Genomic DNA, 22,457 nt, shown 5'->3' with positions numbered 1-22,457 from the left:
CGCGCGTCACTCCTTCTTCATGTTGGCGACGAACTCCGCCTCGGCGGCCTTCAGCTGCTCCGGCGTCAGATCCTTCACGTGCGTCGCGAGGGTCCAGGTCTGATTGAACGGGTCAGCGACGTGAGCCATGCGGTCGCCCCAGAACATGTCCCCCGGCGGCATCAGCGCCTTGGCGCCGGCCTCCGTCGCCTGCTCGAACGCTGCATCGCAGTCCGCCACGTACAGCCAGATGCTGCTCTGGCTCTCGCGCCCGCCCATCTCCGGAAACACGTCGTTCACGTAGATCATCGAAGTTCCGATGCGCAGCGACGCGTGCCACACCTTCTCGCCGCTCGGGTCCTTGGCAAAGTCCTTTACCTCCGCCCCGAACGCCTTCTTGTAGAACTCGATGGCCTTGCTGGCATCCTGCACCGCGAGCTGCGGCGTGATGGTGTGGTACCCCTCCGGAATCGGCTTGACGGACATGTGACCTCCTCGCTTCGAACGCTCCAGGGCGCGGTGCCCTCTCCGCTCTTCGGATGACAGAGGCGCCACGGGCCGTCAACGGACGCCGCCGCGGGCCGTTTCCGCGCCGCAGCGACATCCCCATGCAAAGCTGGATCGTTCGTTTGTTGGTGCGGCGCGGAAGCTCGCGGACGCGCTGTCCGGCTGGTGTAGTCTGCGAAATCGTGACCAGAGTCCTAGTCGTTGGTGGCGCGCTGGCGCTCGGCGCGTGTGGCGGTCCGCAGAGCTCGGGCCCGGCACAGGCGAGCAAGAGCGTGGTCGTGGAGCCTGCAGCGGCGAGCACCCCGACGCCGGCAGTCGGGGACGGTGGCGCGGACGCGAGGGCGGACGCGAGAACGGACGCTGAAACGCCCGCAGCGGAGAGCGCCACGGACAAGAAGCGCGTGTTGCGGGTCACGCAAGTGTCGCGCGACGCTTCGCCCTTCAAGGGACAGTACGGAACGCATCCGTGTGATTTCGATCGCAGCTATCGCGGAACGATCGACAAGACGCCGCTCACGGTGCTGCTGTCACCGGGCTCGGCAAGCGAAACGACGCTGACCGGCGCCGTGCACTACGACCGCGCGGGCCCCGAGCTCGCGGTGCACGGCAGCCGGAACGGCACGGCGGTGCGCTTTTCGGAGCGCGGCGGCGGCAACTTCGACGGCACCTGTGACGCCGCCACGGGACGCGTTTCCGGCAAGTACACCCTCAAGGGCAAGACCCAGAGCTTCGAGCTGTGGCCGCGCCCCAAGGAGTGGCCCCCCCTGTACCGCGTGCTGCGAGAAACGGTGGTGGCCCCGAACTACCCCGGCTGCGCGAAAGTGCAGAAGCCCGACGCCACCACCACGATCGAGATCCCGGGAGACGACTACGACTATGCCGTATGCGCGCCCACGGAACCGAAGGCGCGACGCCAGGCCATGCGGGAAGAGGGCGCGGCCTGCGTGGCGAGCGACCTCGGGGTGCGGGTGTTCGGCATCAAGAACGCCGCCCTCGTGAATCGCGCCCTGGCCAACGCTTCGTCCTACGCGGATCTGGTAAAGGGCATCAAGAAGTGCTGGAGCCCGCACTCGCACAGCGCGTGGTCCTGGTTGGTGTCCGCCAATCGGGAGCTGCTCACGGTACAGCCACTGTTGACCGAGTATTACTACCGCGCCGCGCACCCCATGAACTCCACCGGCAGCGGCGTCGCCATCGATCTGACGACGGGACGCGAGGTGCAGCTCAAGGACGTCGTGACGAACAGCGACAAGCTGCGTGATGTCGCGCGCTCTTGTGCCTGGGACTACTTCGCCGTCGAAGCCAGCCAGAAGACCGGCGAAGTGCGCGCGTACCCGCCCAGCTACCCCGGAGGCTGCGACGGCGCCCCGGTGGGCTACTTGATGTGGGACTGCGACCCGAGCGCGCAGCACAAGACCGGCCCCAGCTGGGCCCTCACGAACGAAGGCGTGGCCGTGCTCGCGCAAGGCTACGCTCACGTCACGGCTGCGCTGAACGGACGCGGCCCCATCGTCTCCTTCGCTGCCCTCGCGCGCGCCGGCATCTTGAACACGAGCTCGTCGGCCGCGCACCTCTGGAAGGACGCGAAGCCCGCTCCCACCGACGCCGCCGCGTGCACCGCTGCCTACGACGGCGACCCCACGCTGCTGCGCTGGTCCGTCGTCGACTCCGGGAGTTGATGTTGCTCAATCGCGAGCAGCGCAGGGAACGACACGCTCCCAGCACGGTCGCGTCGGAGCCGGCGTGGAGTACTTGGCGCTCACCAAGCCCTATGGCGTTACCACGCGGCGCCGCCCAACCTGTGTGTGTCGACCGGCCCGGCGATGTCACAGCTCGTGCTGCACTGACGCCGCCGCCACCCAGCCGGCGCGAGGTCCGAAATCCGGACATCTGAGCCGACTTCGAGCACTGAACGGCCTCGAATGTCCGCTTTTCGGACCTCGCAGCCACATTTGGTTGTCGAGCCGCCGCGGAACCTCGCGGCGCGCGGATTCCGCGGCGGACCAACATCCTTGCGGAAGGGCGAGGAGGATCGGGGGGCACTGCGTTCGCGGGATCGAGGTTCTCGGAACGCAGCCGATAACCTTGAACCAGGCGTCAGCCCTCCAAGTATGGCTTTCCGATCATCCCTTTGAGCTCGTCGAAGTTGCGCGCTACCAAAATCGCAAGGGTGGCATCGAGGGGGATGAACGGTATCGCGACGATGGGGAAGGGCTCGCGTCCGCGCGCGTCGAACGCGAGTAGCTCTCCGCCACCACTGCTTGCGAAGCCGAAGAACCCCGGCAGGTGCTTGGACAGCTCGTAGTCTGCATTCGACTCGATCACGCTCTCCGCCTCCCAAAACACGATCCACCAAGGTTGGACCGTGAGCGAACCTTCGCCGCCATTCGACATGGCTAGCTGGTCCAGGTAGCTGCGGGGCAACGTGAACGGCGCGGCACGCTGGAGCGCGTCGAGGTCGTCTCGACCGGCCCCACGGCAAGGACGCCAAACACCTTCAACCAGTTCCGGCATTGCATTCCCGGGTAAGCAGAATGGCGCGCGTCCGTATCACAACGCCGACCGCAGCCGTTGGTGTAGGTCGTGGATCATCCTGAAGCTGGGGATCCGCGGCGGCTTGGAAACGTGATCGAAGGCGATGCGCATCTGCGCGGCGCAGCGGCGGGCGTCCATGGCTCCGATGCCCGTTCCCAGGCCGGGCACCACCATGGAGCGGATCTGCGCCGCTGGATTCGCAGCGTTGTGGCGAAGCACCGCCAAGAGCGCCGCTCGAAAGGAGAGATAGGCGTTCAACGTGTGTGCCACGCTTTCGGGAACGCGCATGGTGGGAGCGACGACGAGGAACGGCCAGCGGGCGTGATGGGTGGGCACGATCTCGGCCGCACCGACGGGAAGCTCTCCATGGTGTCGCTCCAAGATGCGCGCTTGCACGTCCGTCTGTACGTGCCCACCGAGCTCCGCACGGATCGCCGCATCGAGACCGCCGTCCATGATCCCAAAGCTGTTGGCAGGGCTGACCATGGCGTCCGCGTCGAGGGCGAAGAAGTCGCCGTCGTGGACGTGCACCGCCTCGAACGGCGCGAAAGCTTCGGACCAGGCGCGCGTCAGTGGCGCCCAGTGGTCCGCGAGGATCAGTGACGGTAGCGGCATGACACGACGTGGCTCAGGGTACCGCGGCGGCTACTTCCGCGCGAGGGTGCGCGGCGCGCGGATTCCGCGGCGGACCAACATCCATGCGGAAAGGGCGAGGAGGATCGGGGGGGCACGACGGACCGACGCAGGGTGCCGGGGATGTGCAATCATCGTGTGGGGACGAGAGTTGGCGCGCGACACCCTGAGGTTCGGAGAGCACGTGCTCGGCTTCGAGATGCGAGGTGACGATCTGTGGCGCGTGCTGATCGATGGCCGCCCGATTCCGATGACTCTGGCCACGGCCAAGACGAGCGTCTCGGGCTCCGGGCACTGGTACGAGACCAAGACGGAGCCCTCCGCCCGTGATGGGGTGCCGTTGGGGCCGGCCATGCGGAGCAGCGCGGAGTGGGAGCTCCGGCTGGGCCCCCCCGTGGTGCTGTGCTGCGCTTGGCGCGACTCCTTCGGGATGTACAACACGGTGTTCTACGAGAGCTACGAAGCCAGGCTCACGCTGGCGGAGGATTTGAGCGCGGTGGCCATCGAGCTCAAAGAGCACTCCGACGGATCGACCTGAACATGCATCACGACGACCTCATCCGACGACTGCGCGCTGCGGTGGCGGCAGTGGATCCCACGGCGGCAGCGGATGCCTTCGTGGCCAGCCTGGGCTCGGCGCCGCTTCGCTACCGCTCCACGCTGCGGAGCTGGGCCTGCGCGTCGCTGATGCCGGACCATTGCTACCTCGATTTGAACGACTGCGCCGTGTGTGGCGTGAGCCAGACCGTCGACGACGACATGGCGGAGCTCGTCGAGATGAAGGAAGAGGGCGCCTGCTACGGCACCCCGGACGCGAAGGCGTGGCTGGTGGATCTGGAGCACTTCCAAACCTTGCCGCCGGTACGTCCCAACGAGCAGGATCGGGAGAAGCTCCGCGAGATCGTGACGACGGCCGCAGAGCTACCCGACGGCTCGCGCGCCAAGGCGTTCGTGAAGGCGCTTCGGGGTGTCATCGGCAAGAACGCCAGCGACCGCGAAGACATCGCGGAGACCCTCGCGGTGTGTGGCGTGCTCGCGGTTCGCGACCATCCGACACCCGCCACGCGGTGGGTTTCGTTTTGGGAGCGGCAAGAGATGCCCAACATCCAGACCGACGCGGGCAGCCCCCTTGCCTGGTGGACCACCGAAGAAGGCATCGACGCAGACTCTCGCTTCTTCCCGGAGCTGGAGCTCTCCATCGTGCGCCGACCGCTCCCGCCCCGGAGCATCGATCCCGATCCGGTTCGGGTGGCCGGCGTTCGGGGCGTGCGCCCCGCGATGACCCTGGAGCCGGGAGATCTGCTGGCGATCACGATGGACGGACGCGTGCACACGGCGTGGGTCCTGGGCAGCACGGAAGACGGCAACAAGCGGATCCCGGTGCTCGAGCTCGGCGCCGTCTACTACGACCAGATCCCGGCTCCGGAGACCGCGCGCTCCGCATCGCCTCGCCTGGTGGGTCGCTACGCCGCGGGCACGCCGTGGCGCCGCGAGCCCTTGGCGATGGAGGGCCTCTCGCTCTTCGGCAAGGCCTTTCACGGGACGCTCGATCGCATCGCGACGCGAGCGCCGAGCCCGCATCCGCCGCCCGACCACTGCCGCGTGGTCCGCGAGCGCAACGTCCTCTACGCGCTGTCCATGCTCACGGGAGAGGCGATGCTGCGGACTACTTGAGACGTCAGCGCGGAACTGGACGAGCGAGCTGTCCCGTCGTGGGATCTTGGATCGAATAGTACGTCCCGGGACCGCGTCCCGCGACGATGGGCTCACCGGGCGTCGGGGGCGGCACCACGTAGCGGCGGAGACGCCCGGTGACGCGGACGACCTCGTCGCTCAGGTCGTAGTCGCCGTCCACGTCGACGCCGCACACGGTCGGGATCTTGGTGCGCGACTGCTCGCCGACCAAAGTGACCACGGTGCCGACCCGCGCGTCGAGATCCGCGGGGCAGCCCTCCGGAGCTTCGACGGGCACTTCCGTCACCGGAGGTACGGAGCTGCCGGCCGTCTCGGGGGCGGCCGTTCCGGACGCAGCCGTCCGGGGTGCAGCCGGTTCGGACGTCACCGGCGGCGCACAGCCGGCGAGCAGTAGCGTCAGGGGGAGGAAGCGCATGTTCACTTGGCGTCCAGCCGGGCGACGTGCTCTGGCAGCGGTTCCGTGGGCTCGAGCTCGCTCGCGAAGTCGTCCTGACCGGCCAGCTCCACTTGAAGAAACGCCGTCGAGACGCGTTGGATCACCGCGTGCGCTTCTTGCCAGGCGAGGTTCTGCGCGCCGCAGCCGTCCTCGAACTCCGTCACGCTGAGCCCGACCAGATCGATGAGGCGACACATGTCCGAGAAGGTGAAATGGCCGGCTCCCTCGACGCCCAGGAACCACGCCGGAGATGGCAGCGACTGATACGGCTTCACGTGCTCCTCGGCGTAGGGCGTGAGCTCGTCCAAAGTGCCGCCTTGGATCATCGTGCGAGCCGCCACGTCGGCAAAGCCGTCGCGCCCGCCCGCGAACATGGCCTGCGCGCCACCGGGCGCCTGCGCCAGGGCCACGGTGAACCGCGGGTCGCGCTGCGACGCGGGCATCGTGCCGCCGTCCCAGCCATTGCAGATCAGTCCGCCGTTCTGGGCGCAGTCCGCCAACACCGCGTCGGAGTCGATGGTGGCGCCGACCACGCGCAGCGTGGTGAAGCCGCCAAAGCTGTGGCCGGCCACGCCCACGCGGCTGGCGTCCGCGACACCATGGAGCAACGAGTCCGCGTCGTCGCTCGCAGCGAGCAGGGCGTCCAGCGTCTTCGACACGTCTTCGGGACGAAGCCGCGCCATCTCCCCGGCCGGGATGGCGAGACCCGGGTTGAGCATCTCGGCAAAGGTGTTGCCGACGTGATCCGGCGCCGCGACCACGAAGCCGTGGCTCGCGAGCCACTCCGTGAGGTACACGCTCTGGATCCGCACGCCACCGTTGCCGTGGGAAAACACCACTACCGGATACGGACCACCGCGAGCGTCCAACGGCGCATCCCTGAGCGCGCTCATCGGAGATGCGAGCCGCGCGAGCTCCAGCGCGCCCGCTTGGAGCACGTACTCGGCCACGTCGCCTCCCGCCTTCGCCGGGTACCACACCTCGATGGGAAGCGTTCGCCCGCCACTCTCGGCCTCCAGACTCGTGACGCCGATGCCGTACGGCCCAGGTGCCTCCGGCGGCGAGACTCCCGGCGCGGCCTTCGTGACCGCGGCGTCCTCCGCTCCGCAGGCGAGCGCCAGCCAGCCCAGCACAACGAGCCCCAAACGCCTCATGAGCGCGATGCTATCCGCTCCCGTCGACTTCTGCCCGTGGGTTTTGTCTGCCGTTGGCTCGACGCGGATTCCGTTCACGGGCGCGAGGTTCCGCGCCGCAGCGACATCCAGAAGCCTGATATCGTGGTGGGCATGCGACGTCTCTTTGCTTCGGCGATGGCACTGTCCTTGGCCTTGATCAGCTGCAGCTCCGATGACTCCGGAGGAACGAGCGCCAGCGGCGGAACCAGCGGTGCGGGCGGCGGCAGTGGCAGCGGCGGCAGCAGCGGACTCGGTGGCAGCAGCGGCAGCGGCGGTGGTGGACAGTGCACCGCTACCTTCAAGTGGCTGCAGAAGGACGCTTACAAGGATACGGCAGGGCGAAGCAGCGAGCTGTGGCCGCCCCACACCACCACCACGCTGGACGTGACCTGCGAGGGCATCGTGGTGAGCAGCACCTTCCGCGAGAACCACGGCACCAAGCCGGGAGAGAAAGACAAGAACGGACAGGTGTTCCTGCAAGAGGTCGGCTCCATGACGGTGAGCGGCTCGCAACAGGATCTGGAAGCGTTGGTGAACGACTACGGCGCCTGCGAGTGTGGCACGCAGTTCTTGAGCCTGGATGCGCTACAAGACACGGCCATCCAGAAGCTGGTGCAGGAGGTATCGACCTACGTCACGGATCACCTCACCTGCAGCGGCAGCGTGGACGCGGCAGGCCTCGTGCAACTGCTGCAACAGGGGGACATCTCCGGGGTGATCGCCGAGCTGCCCAACTGCACCTGGGACGCGGGCTCGGATTGGGCGGGCGGCTTCGACGCGGCCCTGCAGAAGATCATCGCGGCCGCCAACGAGACGCTTTCGGACTATCACGTGTGCAACAACGACGCGGAGCTACAAGCGGATCTCGTCACGCGCTTCCAGGCCACCGGAAAGTCCAGCGCGTGCGACGCGGACTCGGCGCTGTGCCACGGTCCGAAGTGGTTCTACACGCCGTAGAGCTCAGGGCGCGTACGCGCCGTAGCCGTCCGCCGCTGGACTCTGCGCGTGGAAGTCCGCGCTTTGGGGCGCCACCAGCTTCGGATCGATGCTGACCACGGACGACACGCAGCTCCCGGAAGCGCCCGCTCCGAAGACGACGTTGTCGTCGATGGAGAACGCGGCATCGTAGCAGTCGTTGACGAGCTTCGCCGAGCTCACGAGTATGTTCTTCGAAATTGTTGCCGGTCCGGCCGCACCGGCGCCATCGACGTTGATCTCCGAGCGGCTCGCCGACGATGATCCGCTACCGTTCTCGAAGAACGTGTTCTTGTCGATGGTCACGCCGCTGGTGGCAGGCCCGGCGAAGCGAATGCCCGAGTAGTAGTTGTCGTAGATCAGGTTGTGAGAAACGGCCAGGCCGGCGAGCGGACCAGCGCCGGACACGTTGATCACGATGCCGTCTTCGTAGTCCGCGTGACCGTTGCCGTAGATCCGGTTCTGCTCGATGGTCACGTTCTTCAGGCTGCCGAAGGAACCATCCGCGGTGTAGAGCTGGATGCCGCGCGACGAATTCTCCCGGATCACATTGTTCCGCAAAGTGATGTCGGATCCGGCGGACAGGTACACGCCGTGATCCAAGTGCCCGCCACTGGAGCAGTGACCGAACTTCTCGATCAGGCACGCCTCAATCAAGATATTTTTGGCGCCGTCCTGCTCCGTGGAGATGTGCCCGCCGGAAGCACCAGTAGCGCAATCGCCCGTCAGCGTAAGGTGGGACAGCGCGAGGTCCGATGCCGCGCCGATGGTGATGGTGTTGAAGGACCCCGACTTGGAGTAGCCCGTGAGATCGAAAGTCATGTTGGCGAGCCGCAGGTGATCCGCGGAAAACGTGGCACGATGGTGGATCACGACGCCATCTCTGCTCTCGCCGACGAAGTAGATGGGCTGACTCGCGCTGCCGCCGCGGGAAAAGAGCATGAGCACGTTCGCGCTCGACGTGTAGTTGCCGTTCTTGATCAGGTAGCAGGTGCCGGGCCCATCTCCAGAATAGGCGCCCTCGCCGCGGCTGGCGTCGGCGATCTGCTGTGCCGTGCTGAGCGGGACCTCTGTCGTGCCGCTAGGGCATGCGCCGGGCGCGTCGGTCCATTCGCCGATCGCGAGGCCGCCTGCCCCGCCGGTTCCGCCGCTGCTGCCCGCAGCGCCACCAGCTCCGCCGCTGCCTGCCGCACCACCCGTTCCTCCAGACGCTCCCGCTGCTCCGCCGCTGGCCCCCGCTGAGCCACCGGTCGCGTTGCCGCCGCTGCCCGCCGCACCCCCGGAGCCGGGAGGCGTGATTCCGCCTCCGTCTCCGGAGCACGCAGTGACCAACACGCCTACGAAAGTGAAAACGGCCGCCCTCATACGGCCATCTTGCCACAGCGCTATCGCCGGCGGCGCAGCATCAAGCCGAGGCCGAGAAGCAGCCCGAGAGCGGCACCACCGGTGTTTCCACGCTGGCTTTCGGCGACACGGCAGCCGCAGCCGCCCTCGTCGTCGCCGGCGACCTTGGTCTTCTGTGTCAGGCCGTTGCCTCCACTGCCACCGCTGCCACCGGCACCCGCGTCACCACCGCCGCTGCCGCCGAGGCCCACGCTCCCCGCGCTGCCTCCGAGCCCAGTCGAGCCGGCCGCGCCGCCGGTTCCTGCGGGGCCTTCCTCGACCAAGATCTGTGCTTGCAGCTGGTTGTCCGGCGGCCCGCCCTGACCCGAGTCGCTGAACCACGTGACACCCTCCTGCACCACGCCGAAGTACTCGTGATAGGTGCCCACGTCCGCGGGCGCGTGCAGGTTGAACTCGAACTTGTAGGTCTCGCCCGGGTTCACGGTGCCCTTCACCGCCGCCGGGCGATTGGGGCCGAGCCAGCTCGAGTCGGCGAAGGCGCTGGAGCGATCTCGCGGCTCCGTGGTGCCGAGGCGTGTGGACGAATCCCACGGCTTGCTCCCCACGTTCTTGAGCTCGATCCACGCGGGGATGGTCTCCCCCGCCTTCATCGGCAACGCATCCACCGCCAGCGGGAACGACTGCCCCACGTACTCTGCGGCGTACGCCGTGGTGACGCTGCCACCGGCGAAGGCCTTCAGCTCCGCTAGGGTGCCGTTGAACACGTCGCGATCGAAGCCCTTGCCGTTAGTGCAGTACTTGGTTTCACCGTTGCAGTACTGCCAGAAGGTCCAGTTGGTCCAACCCGGCGGCAGCGACGGACAGCTCGGTCCGTACGCCGCAATCCAGATCGGATACTTTCCGAAGGACGTGTCCTTCACGTTGTCCTGCCAGAAGTAGGAGCCCGTGTAGATGATGGGACGCTTGCCGGTGCCCTTCTCCACGATGTCGAGCCAGGTCTTTACCTTGGAGGCGATGGTGGCGGGAGACTGACCGCCCGTGGCTTCCACGTCGATCATCGCGGGCATGTCGCCAGGCCCCAGCTTGCCGACCTTCTGCACCATCAAGTTCGCCTGGGTGGTGGCGTTCTGGCCGGGCTCGAAATACTGGTAGGCGCCGCGCAGGATCCCGAGATCCTTCATCTGCTTCCAGTTCTGGTCGAAGTACTTGTCGATGTAGTTCGCGCCGTCGCTGATGCGCGCGTACCCGTACACGACACCGGCGGCGCTCCAGTTGAAGTTCGTCTGCCAGGCAGAGACGTCCGCGCCCTGGGGTCCGGCGTACTTGTCGACGCCGCACACCTTGGTGACGGGCTCCCCCACCTCCCCGACGTCGTAGCCAGCGCCGGCCGCGTTTCCGAAGTCCTCGGCGCCGCAGCTCATCAAACCAAAGAGCCCGAGGAAACCGACGGCGAATAGGGCGCGCGAAGCTTTCATGGCGGTCAGCGAATGCAACCGCCGCTCCATCCCACTGTCACCTACAAACCGCGGTGTTTCCGCGGCGAACCAACCCAATAGCCAACCCGGAGTTGGCACTTGGAGTTGGCAGCGACGCGCTTCGTCCGGAAGGGCGTCCGGACGCGCGCCACGCTGTGAGCCGAATTTTGTGCCTCAGGCGTCAGATCCTTCGACGGGGTGGCGCGTACCAGCGCAACAGGAGGTGTCTCGCATGAGCCTGAGGCCGTGGTTTGTCGGGTTGATAACGCTTTGTCTCGCGTCTGCCGCTCAGGCGCGAAGCCCGAAGGACGATGACGACGACCACGCGGCGCCCGAGATGATGGCGCCCATTCGCATGGCGCCCAAGCCGGCCATGCGCATGAAGAGCATGGGAGCGACGCCCGGCGGCGCGCAGGACATCGACTACGCGCGGGATCGCATCAACGCCGGCGAGGTGCCGCACGAGAAGACGTTCACGGCGGAGGGGCTCTTGAGCCAACACGACTTGCCGCTCCCCAGCGCGCGCGCCTGCAAGCAGATCCTGTGTCTGACGTCGGCTGCGGCGAAGGCGGATCTGATCGCGCAGCCGGAGGTGCGCTACCTGGCGCAGCTGGGCTTCGCTTCCAACCTGGATCCCAAGAAGTGGAAGCGCGAGCCGTTGAACCTGGTGGCGGTGGTGGACAAGAGCGGCAGCATGAGCGGCGGTCCACTTTCCACCGTGAAGGCGAGCCTGCGGCGCATCGCGTGGCAGATGCAGAAGCAGGACCAGCTCTCCATCGTGCTGTACGGCGATCGCAGCCACGTGCACATGGCGCCCACCAGACTCTCCCAGCGCGCCAAGGTGCTGCGCGCCATCGACGCCATCCAGAGCGCCGGTAGCACTGCCATGGAGGAGGGTCTGAAGGTTGGTTTTTCCGTCGCGGAACAGAGCCGGCAGCGCTTCGTCGGAAACACTCGCGTGATGCTGTTCACGGACGAGCGGCCCAACGTGGGAGCAACGGACAAGGACAGCTTCATGGGCATGGCGCGCAGTGCGTCCCGCCATGGCATCGGCATGACGACGGTGGGCGTGGGCACGCAGTTCGGAGCGGAGCTGGCCACGGCCGTCAGCAGCGTGCGGGGCGGCAATCTGTTCTTTTTCCCCGATCGCGACAAGATGGAAGAGCGCTTCAAGAAGGACTTCGACACCATGGTGACGGAGCTGGCGCACGACATGAAGCTCACCGTGAGGCCCAACGCGGGCTACGAGCTGGTGGGCCTTTACGGCGTGCCGGGGGACATGGTGAAGCGCACCAAGGACGGCGGGCTCTCGATGACCATCGAGACCATCTTCCTGAGCCACGACAAGGGCGGCATCTACTTCGCGTTCAAGCCCGCGGGTGCCGGCTCGCTGCCGCCCAAGAGCGGCCCCATCGCCACGGCCCGCCTGTCCTACGTCGACACGCAGAAGAAGAAGCAGTCTGACGCGCTGGGATTCAGCGAGGTGCGAGGCAAGCTGCCCCTGGGGCTCGCGCGCGGGCTCTTGCTGGTGGACGAGATCACCGCGTTGAAGAAGGCTTCGGTGTTGCACCGCCAGCAGAACAAGACCGAAGAGGCCTACCAAGTGATCCGCGCCCTGAAGAAGAAGCTCTCGGACACGCGGGTGAGCGGCTTGGGCAAGGAGCTGGCGCTCGTCCAAAAGCTCGACAAAACGCTCACTAAATTGAGCGGGCATCAGGGCGAGGCGCCCACGCAAGGCGCCATCGCGCGGGACGCGGTGAGCGGACTGCCGCGGTAGTGCTATAGCGTCGCGGATGCGCAGCTCCGCTCTCTTCGCCGTAGGTCTCGTCGTCGTCGCCTGTGGCAGCTCGAACAGCGACGGCGGAGGCAGTGGCGGCACCGGCGGCACTACTACGGATTCCGGCGTGGACTCGAGCACAGGTGGCACTGCGGGGAGCGGCGGTTCGGCAGGCAGCGCGGGCACGGCAGGCAGCGCGGGCGCCGCGGGTGCACCCGTGGACGCCGGCACCGACGGGGATGCAGCGGCCGCCGCGTGGCACCTGCCGCAGTGCACCACCGTGAGCGGAACGTCGGCGGTCACCTTCACCAGCGACGACGGCGCCACCCTGGCGCCGGTGAGCGGCGTGCTGACGGGCACGGTGTACACCCGAGGCCTGGTCGCCCTCGAGGTACCGAACGTGCTGCTCGCCGCGAGTGGCAGCAACTTGCTGCGGTCCGAAGATGCCGGCTGCACCTGGAGCGTGGTCGACTCCCTGCCGAGCTCCATCATGACGCTGAACCGTGGCGTCGGTGACCGCGCCTGGGGCTTCCAGGACAACGACGCAGCGCTGGTGCGCATCGACGCTGGCACGGCGACCCAGCTCAAGGAGCCCGTACCCAACATCATCGGCTTCGGCGCAGATCCCAAGAACGCGGACCGCGCACGGCTCGGCGGCTCCGACGGCACGCTGTGGGAGACCACCGACGCCGGGGTCACCTGGTCCCCCGTGGGTTCCAAGCCTTCCACCGGCGGCAATCTGCTGGCCTATCGCTTCGGCTTCGACCCGCAGGACCTCGATCACGTGTTGTTCGGTGCTGCGACCATCGGCGCTTGGGTAACCTTCGACGGCGGCAAGCTGTGGAAGAAGTCCACGGGGCTGTCCACGGGCAACGCGAACGCCTTCGAGGTGATCGTCTCTCCCATCGATTCCAACGTCGTCTGGGCCGAGGGCATCGACATGGTCGAGAACCTCGCCAACGCCAAGAGCGAAGGACGCCACATCTACCTCTCGACGGACGGCGGTCAGAGCTTCACGAAGGTCGTGGACCACGATCCGGGAACCGTGACGCTCACCAATGGTGTGCTGCTCGCCCCGAGCCCCGCGGACGCGAACGTCGTCTACTTCGAGTTCGGTACCTACTTCCAAGCGTACGGCACCGACATCTTCAAGTTCGACGCCGCCGGCAAGAACCTGACCCAGACGCACAACGCCTACGACGACGTCTCCGCCATCGCGTTCTCGCCGGCGGACGCCAAGCTGCTCTACTTCGGCATCACCAGCGAACAGATCAACTGATCAAGGCCCGGCGTCGGCGTCCTTGGGCTGGAACTGGATGGGCAGGGCGACGTCGATGCAGCCGTGCTCGGGAAAGTAGCGATAGGGCATTTGCGCCAGACCCAGGACGCAGGTCCTGAGCTCTTCCGAGCCGACGGTGTCCTGGGGCAAGCTGGCGCTCAGCACTTCACCGTGCTCACCCACGCGAAACGCGACCTGGAGCCGCCCGCGGAGCTTCGGATCCTTCTGCAGCGCACGCTCGTAGCAGTCCCGCGCGCTCTGGGCGCGCTGACGGATCGCCGCCATGAGCTCGGCAGTGATGGCACCTTCGCAGCGGCGGGTACCCGCGTCGGGCTGCTGCTCCGCGACCGGGCGATCGACGGGGGGCGCCGTGGGCGCCGCTGGGGAAGACGCGGACGCCGTCGGGATCTCGTACTCCGGAGGCGATGCGCTCGGGGCGGGCTTGCTCCCCGCGCAAGCGCCCAGCGCAAGACCGACGGCCATCAGGGTGTGGCGCATGCCCGAAGCTGACCCCTGGTTTCGAGTCCCCGCAAGCGTTCAGCGCCGAAATGCCACGCTGGGAAGCTCATGGCTCGCCGCGTCGTACAAGCCCCCCATGACCGCTTCCACCTACCTGCCCACCGTGCATCCCGGCACCATCGTCGGAATGCCGGCGTTCGTCCCGGCTGCTCCTCGGGCAGCGGAGGCGGAAGCTCGGGCGAACGCCACCACCCTGCGTTCCGCTGGCGTCGAGCTGCCCGCCGCGCCCCCCGTCCCCCAGTTCCCCCCAGAGTGGCTCACGGAGCCTGCTCCCGTCTCCGACGCCTTCCATCCCGACCGCTGGAGCGCGCCGCCCCCGGAAGGCCTGGCTCCCATCGTCCCGTGCGACGAGCCGGAAGAGGACGACGTCGCCAAGGTGATGCCGTCGGTGGCGCCGCCGCCGGAAGCCGCGCCGCAGGGTCTCGCTCTCGACGAGCCCGTGGAGCTGCCCTTCGGCCACCGGCGCGGGGGCGACTCGATCCGTCTGCTGTTCGCCGCGGGCCTCGCGTTGCTTTCGCTCAGCGCCGTCGTGACAGTTGCTCTGTTCGCCCTGTGAGTGACGCGTCACCGTTACGCTCCGCCGCCCGTAAGTATCGAATATCTCGCCGCCACCGGACGGCACGCCACTTGCTGAATCGCAGCACATGACGCGACTTGCTGTAGGCATCGCACTTGCGGCTTCCTTGGTACTTGCATCCGGCTGCGGAAGCTCGAGCGACAATGGCACGAGCAACGGCACCGGTGGGGGCAGCAGCGGCGGCAACGTCACACAAATGGCCACCGCGGCCTGCCAGCACAAAGAAGCGGCGGGTTGCCCTCAAGACGATCACTGCGTCCCCGGTTTCGAGGACGACGCAGCCATCGCCAGCGTGTTCGGCTGCGACAGCGCCTACCAGTCGTACCTCTCGTGCCTGGGGCAAGACGGCTGGACCTGCGAGACGGTCAACGGCGGCTACAGCTGGACCACGCCGACGCAGTGCGAGGACATGCACTGGGACTACCTCGACTGCAAAGGCTCCTACTCTTACGTGGGTGGCGGCGCGACGTGCCAGGGCAGCCTCGAGATGAGCCAGCAGACCGTGAACGCCAGCTGCGCTTCCGGCAGCTGCACCTGCACCGACGGCCCCAAGAAGGACACCGCCTTCACCATCTCGGAATGCAAGACCGCGCCGTTCCTGCAGGGCATCAAAGACAACTGCTTCTGATTTTTCTGTTGGTCCGCCGCGAGCCCATCAAAGGACGGGGACCACGCGGTGTGACGGCACCGCGCCGTCCCGACATCCAGATGCTCAGGGCTCGGCAATGGAGATGGCAGCTTGGACCTGCGGCGGGTTCGTCGTCGGCTTGGTGGCGACCACGCGAAGCGTCATGCCGTTCACCGGCTCCACCTGGAAGAACACCGTGATGCGCTTGGTGCGCGTCCAGCTGCCATCGCAGCCGGCGAAGGTCTCGAAACCCTGCGCGATGGTGGTGCCATCTGCGTCCGCGCTGAGCGTGGCCTGCACTTCCGCAGGCTCGGGCGTGTCGTAGAACAGGCGGGACCACACGTAAAAGTGGCTGCCGCCCTGCGGCCCATAGATGCGCTGCAAGGTCATGCCGTCCACGATCGGGTCGTAGCCGCTCCCGCTTTGCACCAACGCCTCGAGCACCGGCGCGGTGCCGGGGGCCGGCTCGTCGAAGTTGCACGGTGGCACCGGATTCTCTTTGGGCGGATCGCTGGAACAGGCACTGAGAACAGCCAGCGAAAGCAGGAGGCGGAACCGACGCAGCACGCCGGGAGTCTACCTCCGGGTCGGGCGAAGGCTGGGAAATCAGCGAAATTTGCAGGGTGTGATGGCGCTTCGGGACGATCGGGCACAATGGGCGTCCGCGCGGTGCTGGCTGGTGGCCGCATACCGTCCTAGGTAAGGGCGGGGCGCCGGCTCGCGCCTCCTCGGATTCTCCCGTCTCCATGCCAGAACGCGACAGCTCACCCGCGGCCGAGATCCCCACCACGCTGTGGGCTCACTTCAAGCGTCAGGCCCCCCGATACGTCGTCGGTTTGGTGCTGCTCGCGGGCTATCAGTACAGCCAGTACTGGTTCGACACCCGGCTCAAGAACGCCATCGACCTGGCGCTGGCCGGCAAGACCAACATGGCCGCCAGCATCGGGGCGTGGCTGGTGACGGTGGCCGTGGGCGCCTTCGGCATTCGCGTACTCTCTCGCGTGGCGGTGTTCAATGGCGGGCGCATCGCGGAGTACGAGCTGCGGCGCGCCCTGTTGCACCATCTGCAAAAGCTCGGCCCGTCGTTCTACCGGCGCATGCCCACGGGCGAGATCATGAGCCGCGCCACGAACGATCTGCAACAGGTCCGCTTGCTGTTGGGCTTCGGCATCCTGAACGTGATCAACACGCTGTTTGCGTTGGTCAGCGCGCTCTCGGTCACCTTGAGCATGAGCGTGAAGCTCACGTTGGCTTCGCTGGCCACCTTGCCAATCTTGATGATCGTGACACGCCGCTTCTCGCGGCTGATCTACACCCGCACGCGCGCGAATCAGGACGCCATCGGCAAGATGAGCGACGCCGTGCAGTCGAGCATCGCCGGCGTGCGCGTGGTGCGCTCCTTCTCGCTGGAGAAGAGCGAGCTCGAGCGCTTCGAGGTGCAAAACCAGCAGTATCTGGAAAAGAGCCTGGCCCTGGCGCGGCTGCGCGGTTCCATGGGACCGATCATGCAAGCCATCACCGCCATCGGCATCCTGGTGGTGTTCTGGTACGGCGGCTACTTGATGCTCCAGAAGGAGCTGACCCCCGGCGCGTTCTTGGCCTTCTACCGCGCGCTGGCACGCCTCACCTGGCCGCTGATTGCGCTCGGTTTCCTTGTTGGGTTGGTGCAACGCGGTCGCGCCTCGTACTCGCGCCTGGAAGAGATCTACACGGCCGAGCCCGACATCACCGATGGCTCGCTGCCGGAGCCGGAGGTCGTCCAGGGACGACTGGAGGTGCGCGGGCTGTCGTTCTCCTACGGGGATTCCCAGGTGCTCAGGGACGTGAGCTTCGAGGTTCCCGCCGGGGGCTCCTTGGCGGTGGTGGGACGCACCGGGAGCGGCAAGAGCACCTTGGCGGTGCTGCTACCACGGCTGCAGCCCACGCCGGAGGGAGCGGTGTTCTTGGACGGCAAGGACATCTGCGATCTCCCGCTCACCACCGTGCGCGGCGCCATCGGCTACGCACAGCAAACGGCGTTCTTGTTCTCCACCACCGTGGGGCGCAACGTCGGCTACGCGCTCGACGAGCCGGACTCCGGGCCCAGCTTGCTCACCATTCGCGAGGCGGCCTCGGAAGCCCACATCTTGGACGAGGTGTTGGCACTGCCGGACGGCCTCGACACGGTGGTGGGCGAGCGCGGCGTGCAGCTCTCCGGCGGTCAGAAACAGCGCGTGGCGCTCGCCCGCGCGTTCGTTTCGGACCCGCGCATTCTCGTGCTCGACGACCCCTTGAGCGCCGTGGACGCACGCACGGAAAAGGCCATCTTGGAGGCCATCGATCGACAGAAGCAGCAGCGCGGCGTGGTGCTCATCACGCACCGCGTGGCCGCGGCGGCGCGCTGCGATCAGATCATCGTGCTGGACGAGGGGCGCGTGGTGGAGCGCGGCACCCACGACGAGCTGTGCGGGGCCGGAGGTCTGTACGAGAACTTCGCGGAAGAACAGCGCATCGAGCGGGAGCTCGAGAAGCTGGGCACGGACGATCTGCCGGCGCAGGAGGCAGCCTCGGCATGAGCGACGAGCAGCCGCAGAAGAAATCGCGAACGGAGGAGGTGCTCCGGGCCTTCCACGAAGAGGGCGCGCTGGGCAAGGCCTACGACTCGCGTCTGGTGGCACAGCTGTGGCCCTTCGTGCGGCCGCACAAGCTGGCCCTCACGTTGGCGCTGATCGGCGTGGTGCTCACCGCCGCGGGCGCGCTGGTGCGGCCGCTGATCATGCTGCACGCCATCGACAAGGGCGTGCTGGCCGGCGACATGGCCGTGCTCACCAAGAGCGGCCTGTTGCTCGCGGGCATCGTGTTGGTGGAGCAGGTCCTGCTCTACATGCAGATCTACGCGCTGCAGGTGGTGGGCGCGCGGGCGATGGCGGATCTCCGGCGCCACGTGTTCGTGTTCCTGCACTCGCTCCGTCTCGGCTTCTTCGACCATCAGCCCGTCGGGCGCCTGGTCACCCGCGTGACGAACGACATCGACGCCATCCTCGAGCTGTTCGCCTCCGGTGCGCTGAACGCCGTGGGAGATTTGATCCGGCTGGTGGGCATCGTGATCTTGATGGTGGTGCTGGACTGGAAGCTCAGTCTCATCGCCTTCGCGGCCACACCACCGGTGGCGCTGATGGTGCTGTTCGTGCGCCGCCGAATGCGGGATGCATTCCGGGAGATCCGCGCCAAGACCGCGCGCATGAACGCCAACATGAACGAGCAGGTCTCGGGCATGGCGGTGGTGCAGGCCTTTGGTCGGGAAGACGCGGCGGACGCCGAGTTCGACGAGATCAACAGCGCCTACCGAGACGCGAACCTCCGCTCCATCAAGTTCGAGGCCATGCAGGACGCCGCCATCGAGATGATCTCGGCGGTGTGTCTGGCGTCCATCGTGGTCGCCCTCGGCTACCACCACGTGACCTTCGGTACCGTGGTGGCGTTCAACGCCTACCTGGTGCAGTTCTTCGAGCCCATCAGCGCGCTGGCGCAGCGCTACACCCTGCTGCAAAGCGCGATGGCCGGCGCGGAGCGCGTGTTCGGGCTGCTCGAGAACGCCAAGGGGGAAGAGGACGCCCCTGCCCTGGAGCCCGCTCCGGACGGAGACGACGGCCTCGCCTTCGAGATGTCCGACGTGACCTTCGAGTACAAGCCCGGCGTACCAGTGCTCTCGGACGTGAGCATCAACGCCAAGCCCGGAGAGAAGATCGCCCTGGTGGGGCCGACGGGCGCGGGGAAGACCACCGTCACGGCGCTCCTCCTGCGCCTGTACGACGTGGCCCTGACCAAGGGTGCGGTACGGGTGGGCGGCAAGGACGTGCGCGGGCTGTCGCGGGAGGAGCTGCGCTCGCACTTCGCCGTGGTGCCCCAGGACGTGTACCTGTTTCCCGGCACCGTGCTGCAGAACATCGCCGCCGGCGAGACCCCGGATCGCGCCCGCGCCGAAGAGGCGCTGCGACGCTTGGGCGCGCTGGACCTGTTTCAGCGCCGACCGCAGGGGCTCGACCAGCCGGTGGCCGAGCACGGCTCGAACTTCTCCGCCGGCGAGCGCCAGCTCATTGCCTTTGCACGAGCGCTGTACCGAGACGCGGACATCCTGATCCTGGACGAAGCGACGGCCAGCATCGACAGCGATACGGAGGCCCGTCTGCAGCGCGCGTTGGAAGAGCTGTGGCGAGGGCGCACGGCGCTGATCATCGCGCATCGCCTGAGCACCATCCGCAAGGCGGACCGCATCGTGGTGTTCCACAAGGGTCGTATCGTGGAGCAGGGTACCCACGAGGAGCTGCTCGCCCACGAAGGCCTCTACGCGCGACTCCACGCCCTCACTTTTGCGCGGCAACGCGAGAGCGGGCACGGGAACGCCCGCGACGAAGCTCAGAGCGCCGCTGCGCCGTAGCCCTTCCCGAGCTGCGTGCTACGTTGCCCCGCCATGAGATTGGCTGGCGGGATCTTGGTCTTGGCTTTGTTGGCTGGCTGCGGCGGCAGTGACGAGGGCGGCCTGTACAACGCCGGGGGTGGCGGAAACACGGGCGGTGGCTCCGGCGGCGTGGGTGCGACCGGCGGCTCGGGTGCCGCCGGTGGCTTCGGTGCCGTTGGCGGCTTTGGCGCAACCGGCGGCAGCGGCGGCGTGGGCGCGACCGGCGGCGTGGGCGGATCCGGTGGCAACGTCGGCCAGGCGTGCAGCTTCGACAAGGACTGCACCCCGTTGATCTGCAACACCAAGCTCGATCAGTGTCAGCCACCGCTGAGCGAGGGCAGCCCCTGCAACTTCGACAAGGAGTGCCTGAGCGGTCTGTGCAACAGCAAGCTCGACCAGTGCTCCGTGCCCGCGCCGAACGGCAGCCCCTGCAACTTCGACAAGGAGTGCCTGAGCGGCCTGTGCAACAGCAAGCTCGACCAGTGCTCCGTACCCGCGCCGAACGGCAGCCCCTGCAACTTCGACAAGGAGTGCCTGAACGGCCTGTGCAACAGCAAGCTCGACCAGTGCTCGTATCCGCTGCCAGCGGGAGGCGCGTGCAACTTCGACAAGGAGTGCATCAGCGGCAATTGCAACAACGACGTCTGCGGCTGAGCCATGCGCTGGCCGTCCATGCTGTTGCTGCTGTCGGCGTGCAGCCGCTCCCCGGCGGAGAAAGCGCCCGTCACCGTTCCGCCCGCAACGCCACCGGCCAGCGCCGAAGGCCCCGCGAAGCCGCCGACCCGCTCTGAGGGCCTCCCAAAGCCGCCCGAGATCCGGCCCGTGGTGTATGTGGGGGCGCCCTGCCTGGGCCGCACGTACGAGCGCGTCGTGACCCTCGGCCCGGACGACAAGATCGAGATCGCGGATCGCGTGGCCCCTTGCCCGCCCGGCGCCGCGTGCGTGTGGTCCGGCATCGTCGTTCGCAGCGGGACCTATGCGGCGGAGCCAGGAAAGGGTTCCACGCGACTGATCCTGTCCATCGACGCACCTGACAGCGGTCAAGCGCGGCCGCTGCCACCCACCCTTTCATGGTGGAGCTCGCGGGGCGAGCTCACGGAGCCCGGCGAAAGCTGCATCTACGTTCGTCAGCCCTGACCGGCGAAACCGCGCGGGCTCTGCTATCGTAAGCCCAGTCATGATCTGCGCAGGGTGTGCACTCTCGGCGGGCGCGGCCACGGTGATGTGGGTTTCCGGTCGCGTGATCACGTGGCGCGCAAACTCCAAGCGCGCTCGCGCCATGGCGGCGGTAGAGGCGGAGCTTTCGGAACCGGCGGAAGACGCGAGCGACGCGCCCGCGCAAGAAGCAACTCCGGATCCGGTCCCCGCCTGAGAGGCTCGTGACTGGCACTTGGTAGCCCTCGCGGTTCGCCGTCAGGTGCTCCCATGCCTCCAACGGCTCGGCGACAACCGAGTACGTACCCCACCCCATCACGGGTGGCCTCGGCGTCGAGATGGCCGTCACCGCCCTCGCCTACTGACTACTTGCAGCAGCGAATGCCGATCACGGGTGGCTTGTTGTTGCGCGGCGAGCTGAGGCCGTTGTCACAGCGCAAGATGGACTCGTCGGCGTTGTAGGAGCCACCGCGCACGCGACAATCGTCGCCCGAGCCATTCTGTGCGTTGCAGGAGTCTTCCCACTCCGCAACGTTGCCGCTCATGTCGAACAGGCCGATCACACCGCCGACACAACCGCTCATGGTTCCGACACCCACCGGTCCCGGGGGCAACAGGTGGTCTTTGCCGTTGCAGGTGTTCGGCCCGTAGGTGTCACCATACGGGAACGTGTTCTGCGCCTCGTTGGAACAGGCGGCGTACCACTCGCTGCGCTGAGGATCCTTGTAGTCGGCGTAGTCGTTCGAAGCGCCGGTTCCGCGCCGCCCACACAATCTCTTGCCCTGGCCCTTGCAGTAGGCGTAGGCATCGCACCAATCCACGCAACGCACGGGCTGGTTCGCGGTGCCGAGACAGGCCAGGGAATTCCCACGGTCGTAGTCGGCGTTCCACGAGCACTCGGCCGGCTGGTCCTGCAACGACGGGTCGTTGTTCAGCCAGCCGTCGTACTGGCCGATGGTGACTTCGTGCTTGTCGATGCAGAACTGGCCTTGAAAGGCGACCATGTCGTCGGGGCAGTTGCCGCCACCCCCCGCCGCCCCGGCGGCGCCACCGCTGCTTCCGGCGGCGCCGCCGCTCGGGTTGCCCGCGCTGCCACCGCTGGCGGTTCCTGCGGCGCCACCCGTCACGCTCCCGGCAGCACCGCCGCTCGCGTTGCCCGCGGCGCCGCCCGCCCCGGCGCTGTCGCCGGCGGAGAACTCGCTGCCACCACAGCCGCCCAATGCCAGGGCGAGCACCAGGGCCAATTCCCTCTCATGAAGCAGAGTCACGGAATCAGAGCATAGCAGGCTGAGAAGCCCCGGCGTTTGCCCTACACTGTCCGTTCTTCTCT

General features: G+C 67.3%; 23 protein-coding genes. 13 read left to right on the top strand and 10 right to left on the bottom strand.

The annotated features are described in order from the left end of the window. Positions 1–6: 6 nt before the first annotated feature. Positions 7–465: a VOC family protein gene (locus tag H6717_40935; protein MCB9583470.1), complete on the bottom strand. Its 459-nt coding sequence runs from the start codon at positions 463–465 to the stop codon at positions 7–9. A gap of 203 nt (positions 466–668) precedes the next feature. Between H6717_40935 and H6717_40930 the strand changes: the two genes are divergently transcribed. Continuing rightward, a complete protein-coding gene (locus H6717_40930; GenBank protein ID MCB9583469.1) occupies positions 669–2,165 on the top strand; it encodes a hypothetical protein in 1,497 nt (498 codons plus the stop codon). Between the two features lie 418 nt (positions 2,166–2,583). Here H6717_40930 and H6717_40925 read toward each other — a convergent pair whose 3' ends face one another. Next, positions 2,584–3,000, bottom strand: a complete 417-nt coding sequence (locus H6717_40925; GenBank protein ID MCB9583468.1) for an SMI1/KNR4 family protein — start codon at positions 2,998–3,000, stop codon at positions 2,584–2,586. 36 nt (positions 3,001–3,036) lie between these two features. Then, the gene (locus tag H6717_40920) at positions 3,037–3,636 is read right to left on the bottom strand and encodes a macro domain-containing protein (GenBank protein MCB9583467.1); all 600 of its coding nucleotides are present in this window, start codon (positions 3,634–3,636) and stop codon (positions 3,037–3,039) included. Positions 3,637–3,790: 154 nt separating this feature from the next. Here H6717_40920 and H6717_40915 point away from each other — a divergent pair, with 154 nt between their 5' ends. Together H6717_40915 and H6717_40910 are read left to right on the top strand one after the other, a co-directional pair. Next, positions 3,791–4,192 carry a hypothetical protein gene (locus H6717_40915; protein ID MCB9583466.1) on the top strand — a complete coding sequence of 134 codons (402 nt, stop codon included), beginning with the start codon at positions 3,791–3,793 and terminating at the stop codon, positions 4,190–4,192. Between the two features lie 2 nt (positions 4,193–4,194). After that, positions 4,195–5,328 carry a hypothetical protein gene (locus H6717_40910; GenBank protein ID MCB9583465.1) on the top strand — a complete coding sequence of 378 codons (1,134 nt, stop codon included), beginning with the start codon at positions 4,195–4,197 and terminating at the stop codon, positions 5,326–5,328. Positions 5,329–5,332: 4 nt separating this feature from the next. Here the strand turns inward: H6717_40910 and H6717_40905 are convergent, their stop codons facing one another. Together H6717_40905 and H6717_40900 are read right to left on the bottom strand one after the other, a co-directional pair. Continuing rightward, a complete protein-coding gene (locus H6717_40905; protein ID MCB9583464.1) occupies positions 5,333–5,764 on the bottom strand; it encodes a hypothetical protein in 432 nt (143 codons plus the stop codon). Positions 5,765–5,766: 2 nt separating this feature from the next. Continuing rightward, positions 5,767–6,939 carry a dienelactone hydrolase family protein gene (locus H6717_40900; protein MCB9583463.1) on the bottom strand — a complete coding sequence of 391 codons (1,173 nt, stop codon included), beginning with the start codon at positions 6,937–6,939 and terminating at the stop codon, positions 5,767–5,769. A gap of 132 nt (positions 6,940–7,071) precedes the next feature. Here H6717_40900 and H6717_40895 point away from each other — a divergent pair, with 132 nt between their 5' ends. Beyond that, entirely contained in the window at positions 7,072–7,917 is an 846-nt protein-coding gene (locus H6717_40895) for a hypothetical protein (GenBank protein MCB9583462.1), read from the top strand. A 3-nt stretch (positions 7,918–7,920) separates the two neighbouring features. Here H6717_40895 and H6717_40890 read toward each other — a convergent pair whose 3' ends face one another. After that, entirely contained in the window at positions 7,921–9,300 is a 1,380-nt protein-coding gene (locus H6717_40890) for a right-handed parallel beta-helix repeat-containing protein (GenBank protein MCB9583461.1), read from the bottom strand. Positions 9,301–9,320: 20 nt separating this feature from the next. Beyond that, positions 9,321–10,754: a hypothetical protein gene (locus H6717_40885; protein MCB9583460.1), complete on the bottom strand. Its 1,434-nt coding sequence runs from the start codon at positions 10,752–10,754 to the stop codon at positions 9,321–9,323. Between the two features lie 232 nt (positions 10,755–10,986). On the opposite strand from H6717_40885, the gene H6717_40880 reads away from it, so the two are divergent. Continuing rightward, positions 10,987–12,531, top strand: coding sequence for a VWA domain-containing protein (locus H6717_40880; protein ID MCB9583459.1), 1,545 nt, complete (start codon positions 10,987–10,989; stop codon positions 12,529–12,531). A gap of 16 nt (positions 12,532–12,547) precedes the next feature. Beyond that, positions 12,548–13,810 (top strand): dispase autolysis-inducing protein, encoded by a 1,263-nt coding sequence (locus tag H6717_40875; GenBank protein ID MCB9583458.1) that lies wholly within the window; start codon positions 12,548–12,550, stop codon positions 13,808–13,810. Here the strand turns inward: H6717_40875 and H6717_40870 are convergent, their stop codons facing one another. Beyond that, positions 13,811–14,308 carry an AgmX/PglI C-terminal domain-containing protein gene (locus H6717_40870; GenBank protein ID MCB9583457.1) on the bottom strand — a complete coding sequence of 166 codons (498 nt, stop codon included), beginning with the start codon at positions 14,306–14,308 and terminating at the stop codon, positions 13,811–13,813. It abuts the gene before it with no gap. Between the two features lie 97 nt (positions 14,309–14,405). Between H6717_40870 and H6717_40865 the strand changes: the two genes are divergently transcribed. Further along, positions 14,406–14,885, top strand: a complete 480-nt coding sequence (locus H6717_40865) for a hypothetical protein (protein MCB9583456.1) — start codon at positions 14,406–14,408, stop codon at positions 14,883–14,885. A gap of 88 nt (positions 14,886–14,973) precedes the next feature. Then, positions 14,974–15,534, top strand: coding sequence for a hypothetical protein (locus H6717_40860; GenBank protein ID MCB9583455.1), 561 nt, complete (start codon positions 14,974–14,976; stop codon positions 15,532–15,534). 84 nt (positions 15,535–15,618) lie between these two features. Here H6717_40860 and H6717_40855 read toward each other — a convergent pair whose 3' ends face one another. Beyond that, entirely contained in the window at positions 15,619–16,101 is a 483-nt protein-coding gene (locus tag H6717_40855) for a hypothetical protein (protein MCB9583454.1), read from the bottom strand. A 179-nt stretch (positions 16,102–16,280) separates the two neighbouring features. Here H6717_40855 and H6717_40850 point away from each other — a divergent pair, with 179 nt between their 5' ends. From H6717_40850 to H6717_40830, 5 genes are read left to right on the top strand one after another with little or no spacing between them, the layout of a single operon-like run. Next, the gene (locus tag H6717_40850) at positions 16,281–18,089 is read left to right on the top strand and encodes an ABC transporter ATP-binding protein (GenBank protein MCB9583453.1); all 1,809 of its coding nucleotides are present in this window, start codon (positions 16,281–16,283) and stop codon (positions 18,087–18,089) included. Between the two features lie 38 nt (positions 18,090–18,127). After that, positions 18,128–19,951, top strand: a complete 1,824-nt coding sequence (locus tag H6717_40845) for an ABC transporter ATP-binding protein (GenBank protein MCB9583452.1) — start codon at positions 18,128–18,130, stop codon at positions 19,949–19,951. Between the two features lie 33 nt (positions 19,952–19,984). After that, positions 19,985–20,626: a hypothetical protein gene (locus H6717_40840; GenBank protein MCB9583451.1), complete on the top strand. Its 642-nt coding sequence runs from the start codon at positions 19,985–19,987 to the stop codon at positions 20,624–20,626. 3 nt (positions 20,627–20,629) lie between these two features. Further along, positions 20,630–21,109 carry a hypothetical protein gene (locus tag H6717_40835; protein MCB9583450.1) on the top strand — a complete coding sequence of 160 codons (480 nt, stop codon included), beginning with the start codon at positions 20,630–20,632 and terminating at the stop codon, positions 21,107–21,109. A gap of 40 nt (positions 21,110–21,149) precedes the next feature. Next, entirely contained in the window at positions 21,150–21,344 is a 195-nt protein-coding gene (locus tag H6717_40830) for a hypothetical protein (protein MCB9583449.1), read from the top strand. A 148-nt stretch (positions 21,345–21,492) separates the two neighbouring features. Here the strand turns inward: H6717_40830 and H6717_40825 are convergent, their stop codons facing one another. Continuing rightward, the gene (locus H6717_40825; GenBank protein MCB9583448.1) at positions 21,493–22,395 is read right to left on the bottom strand and encodes an SUMF1/EgtB/PvdO family nonheme iron enzyme; all 903 of its coding nucleotides are present in this window, start codon (positions 22,393–22,395) and stop codon (positions 21,493–21,495) included. Between the last annotated feature and the right edge of the window lie 62 nt (positions 22,396–22,457).

The organism is Polyangiaceae bacterium, assembly GCA_020633235.1.
Lineage (GTDB): Bacteria > Myxococcota_A > Polyangia > Polyangiales > Polyangiaceae > JACKEA01.
Note: the sequence above shows the minus strand (reverse complement) of the source record. Positions and strands in the feature narration are given on the sequence as shown.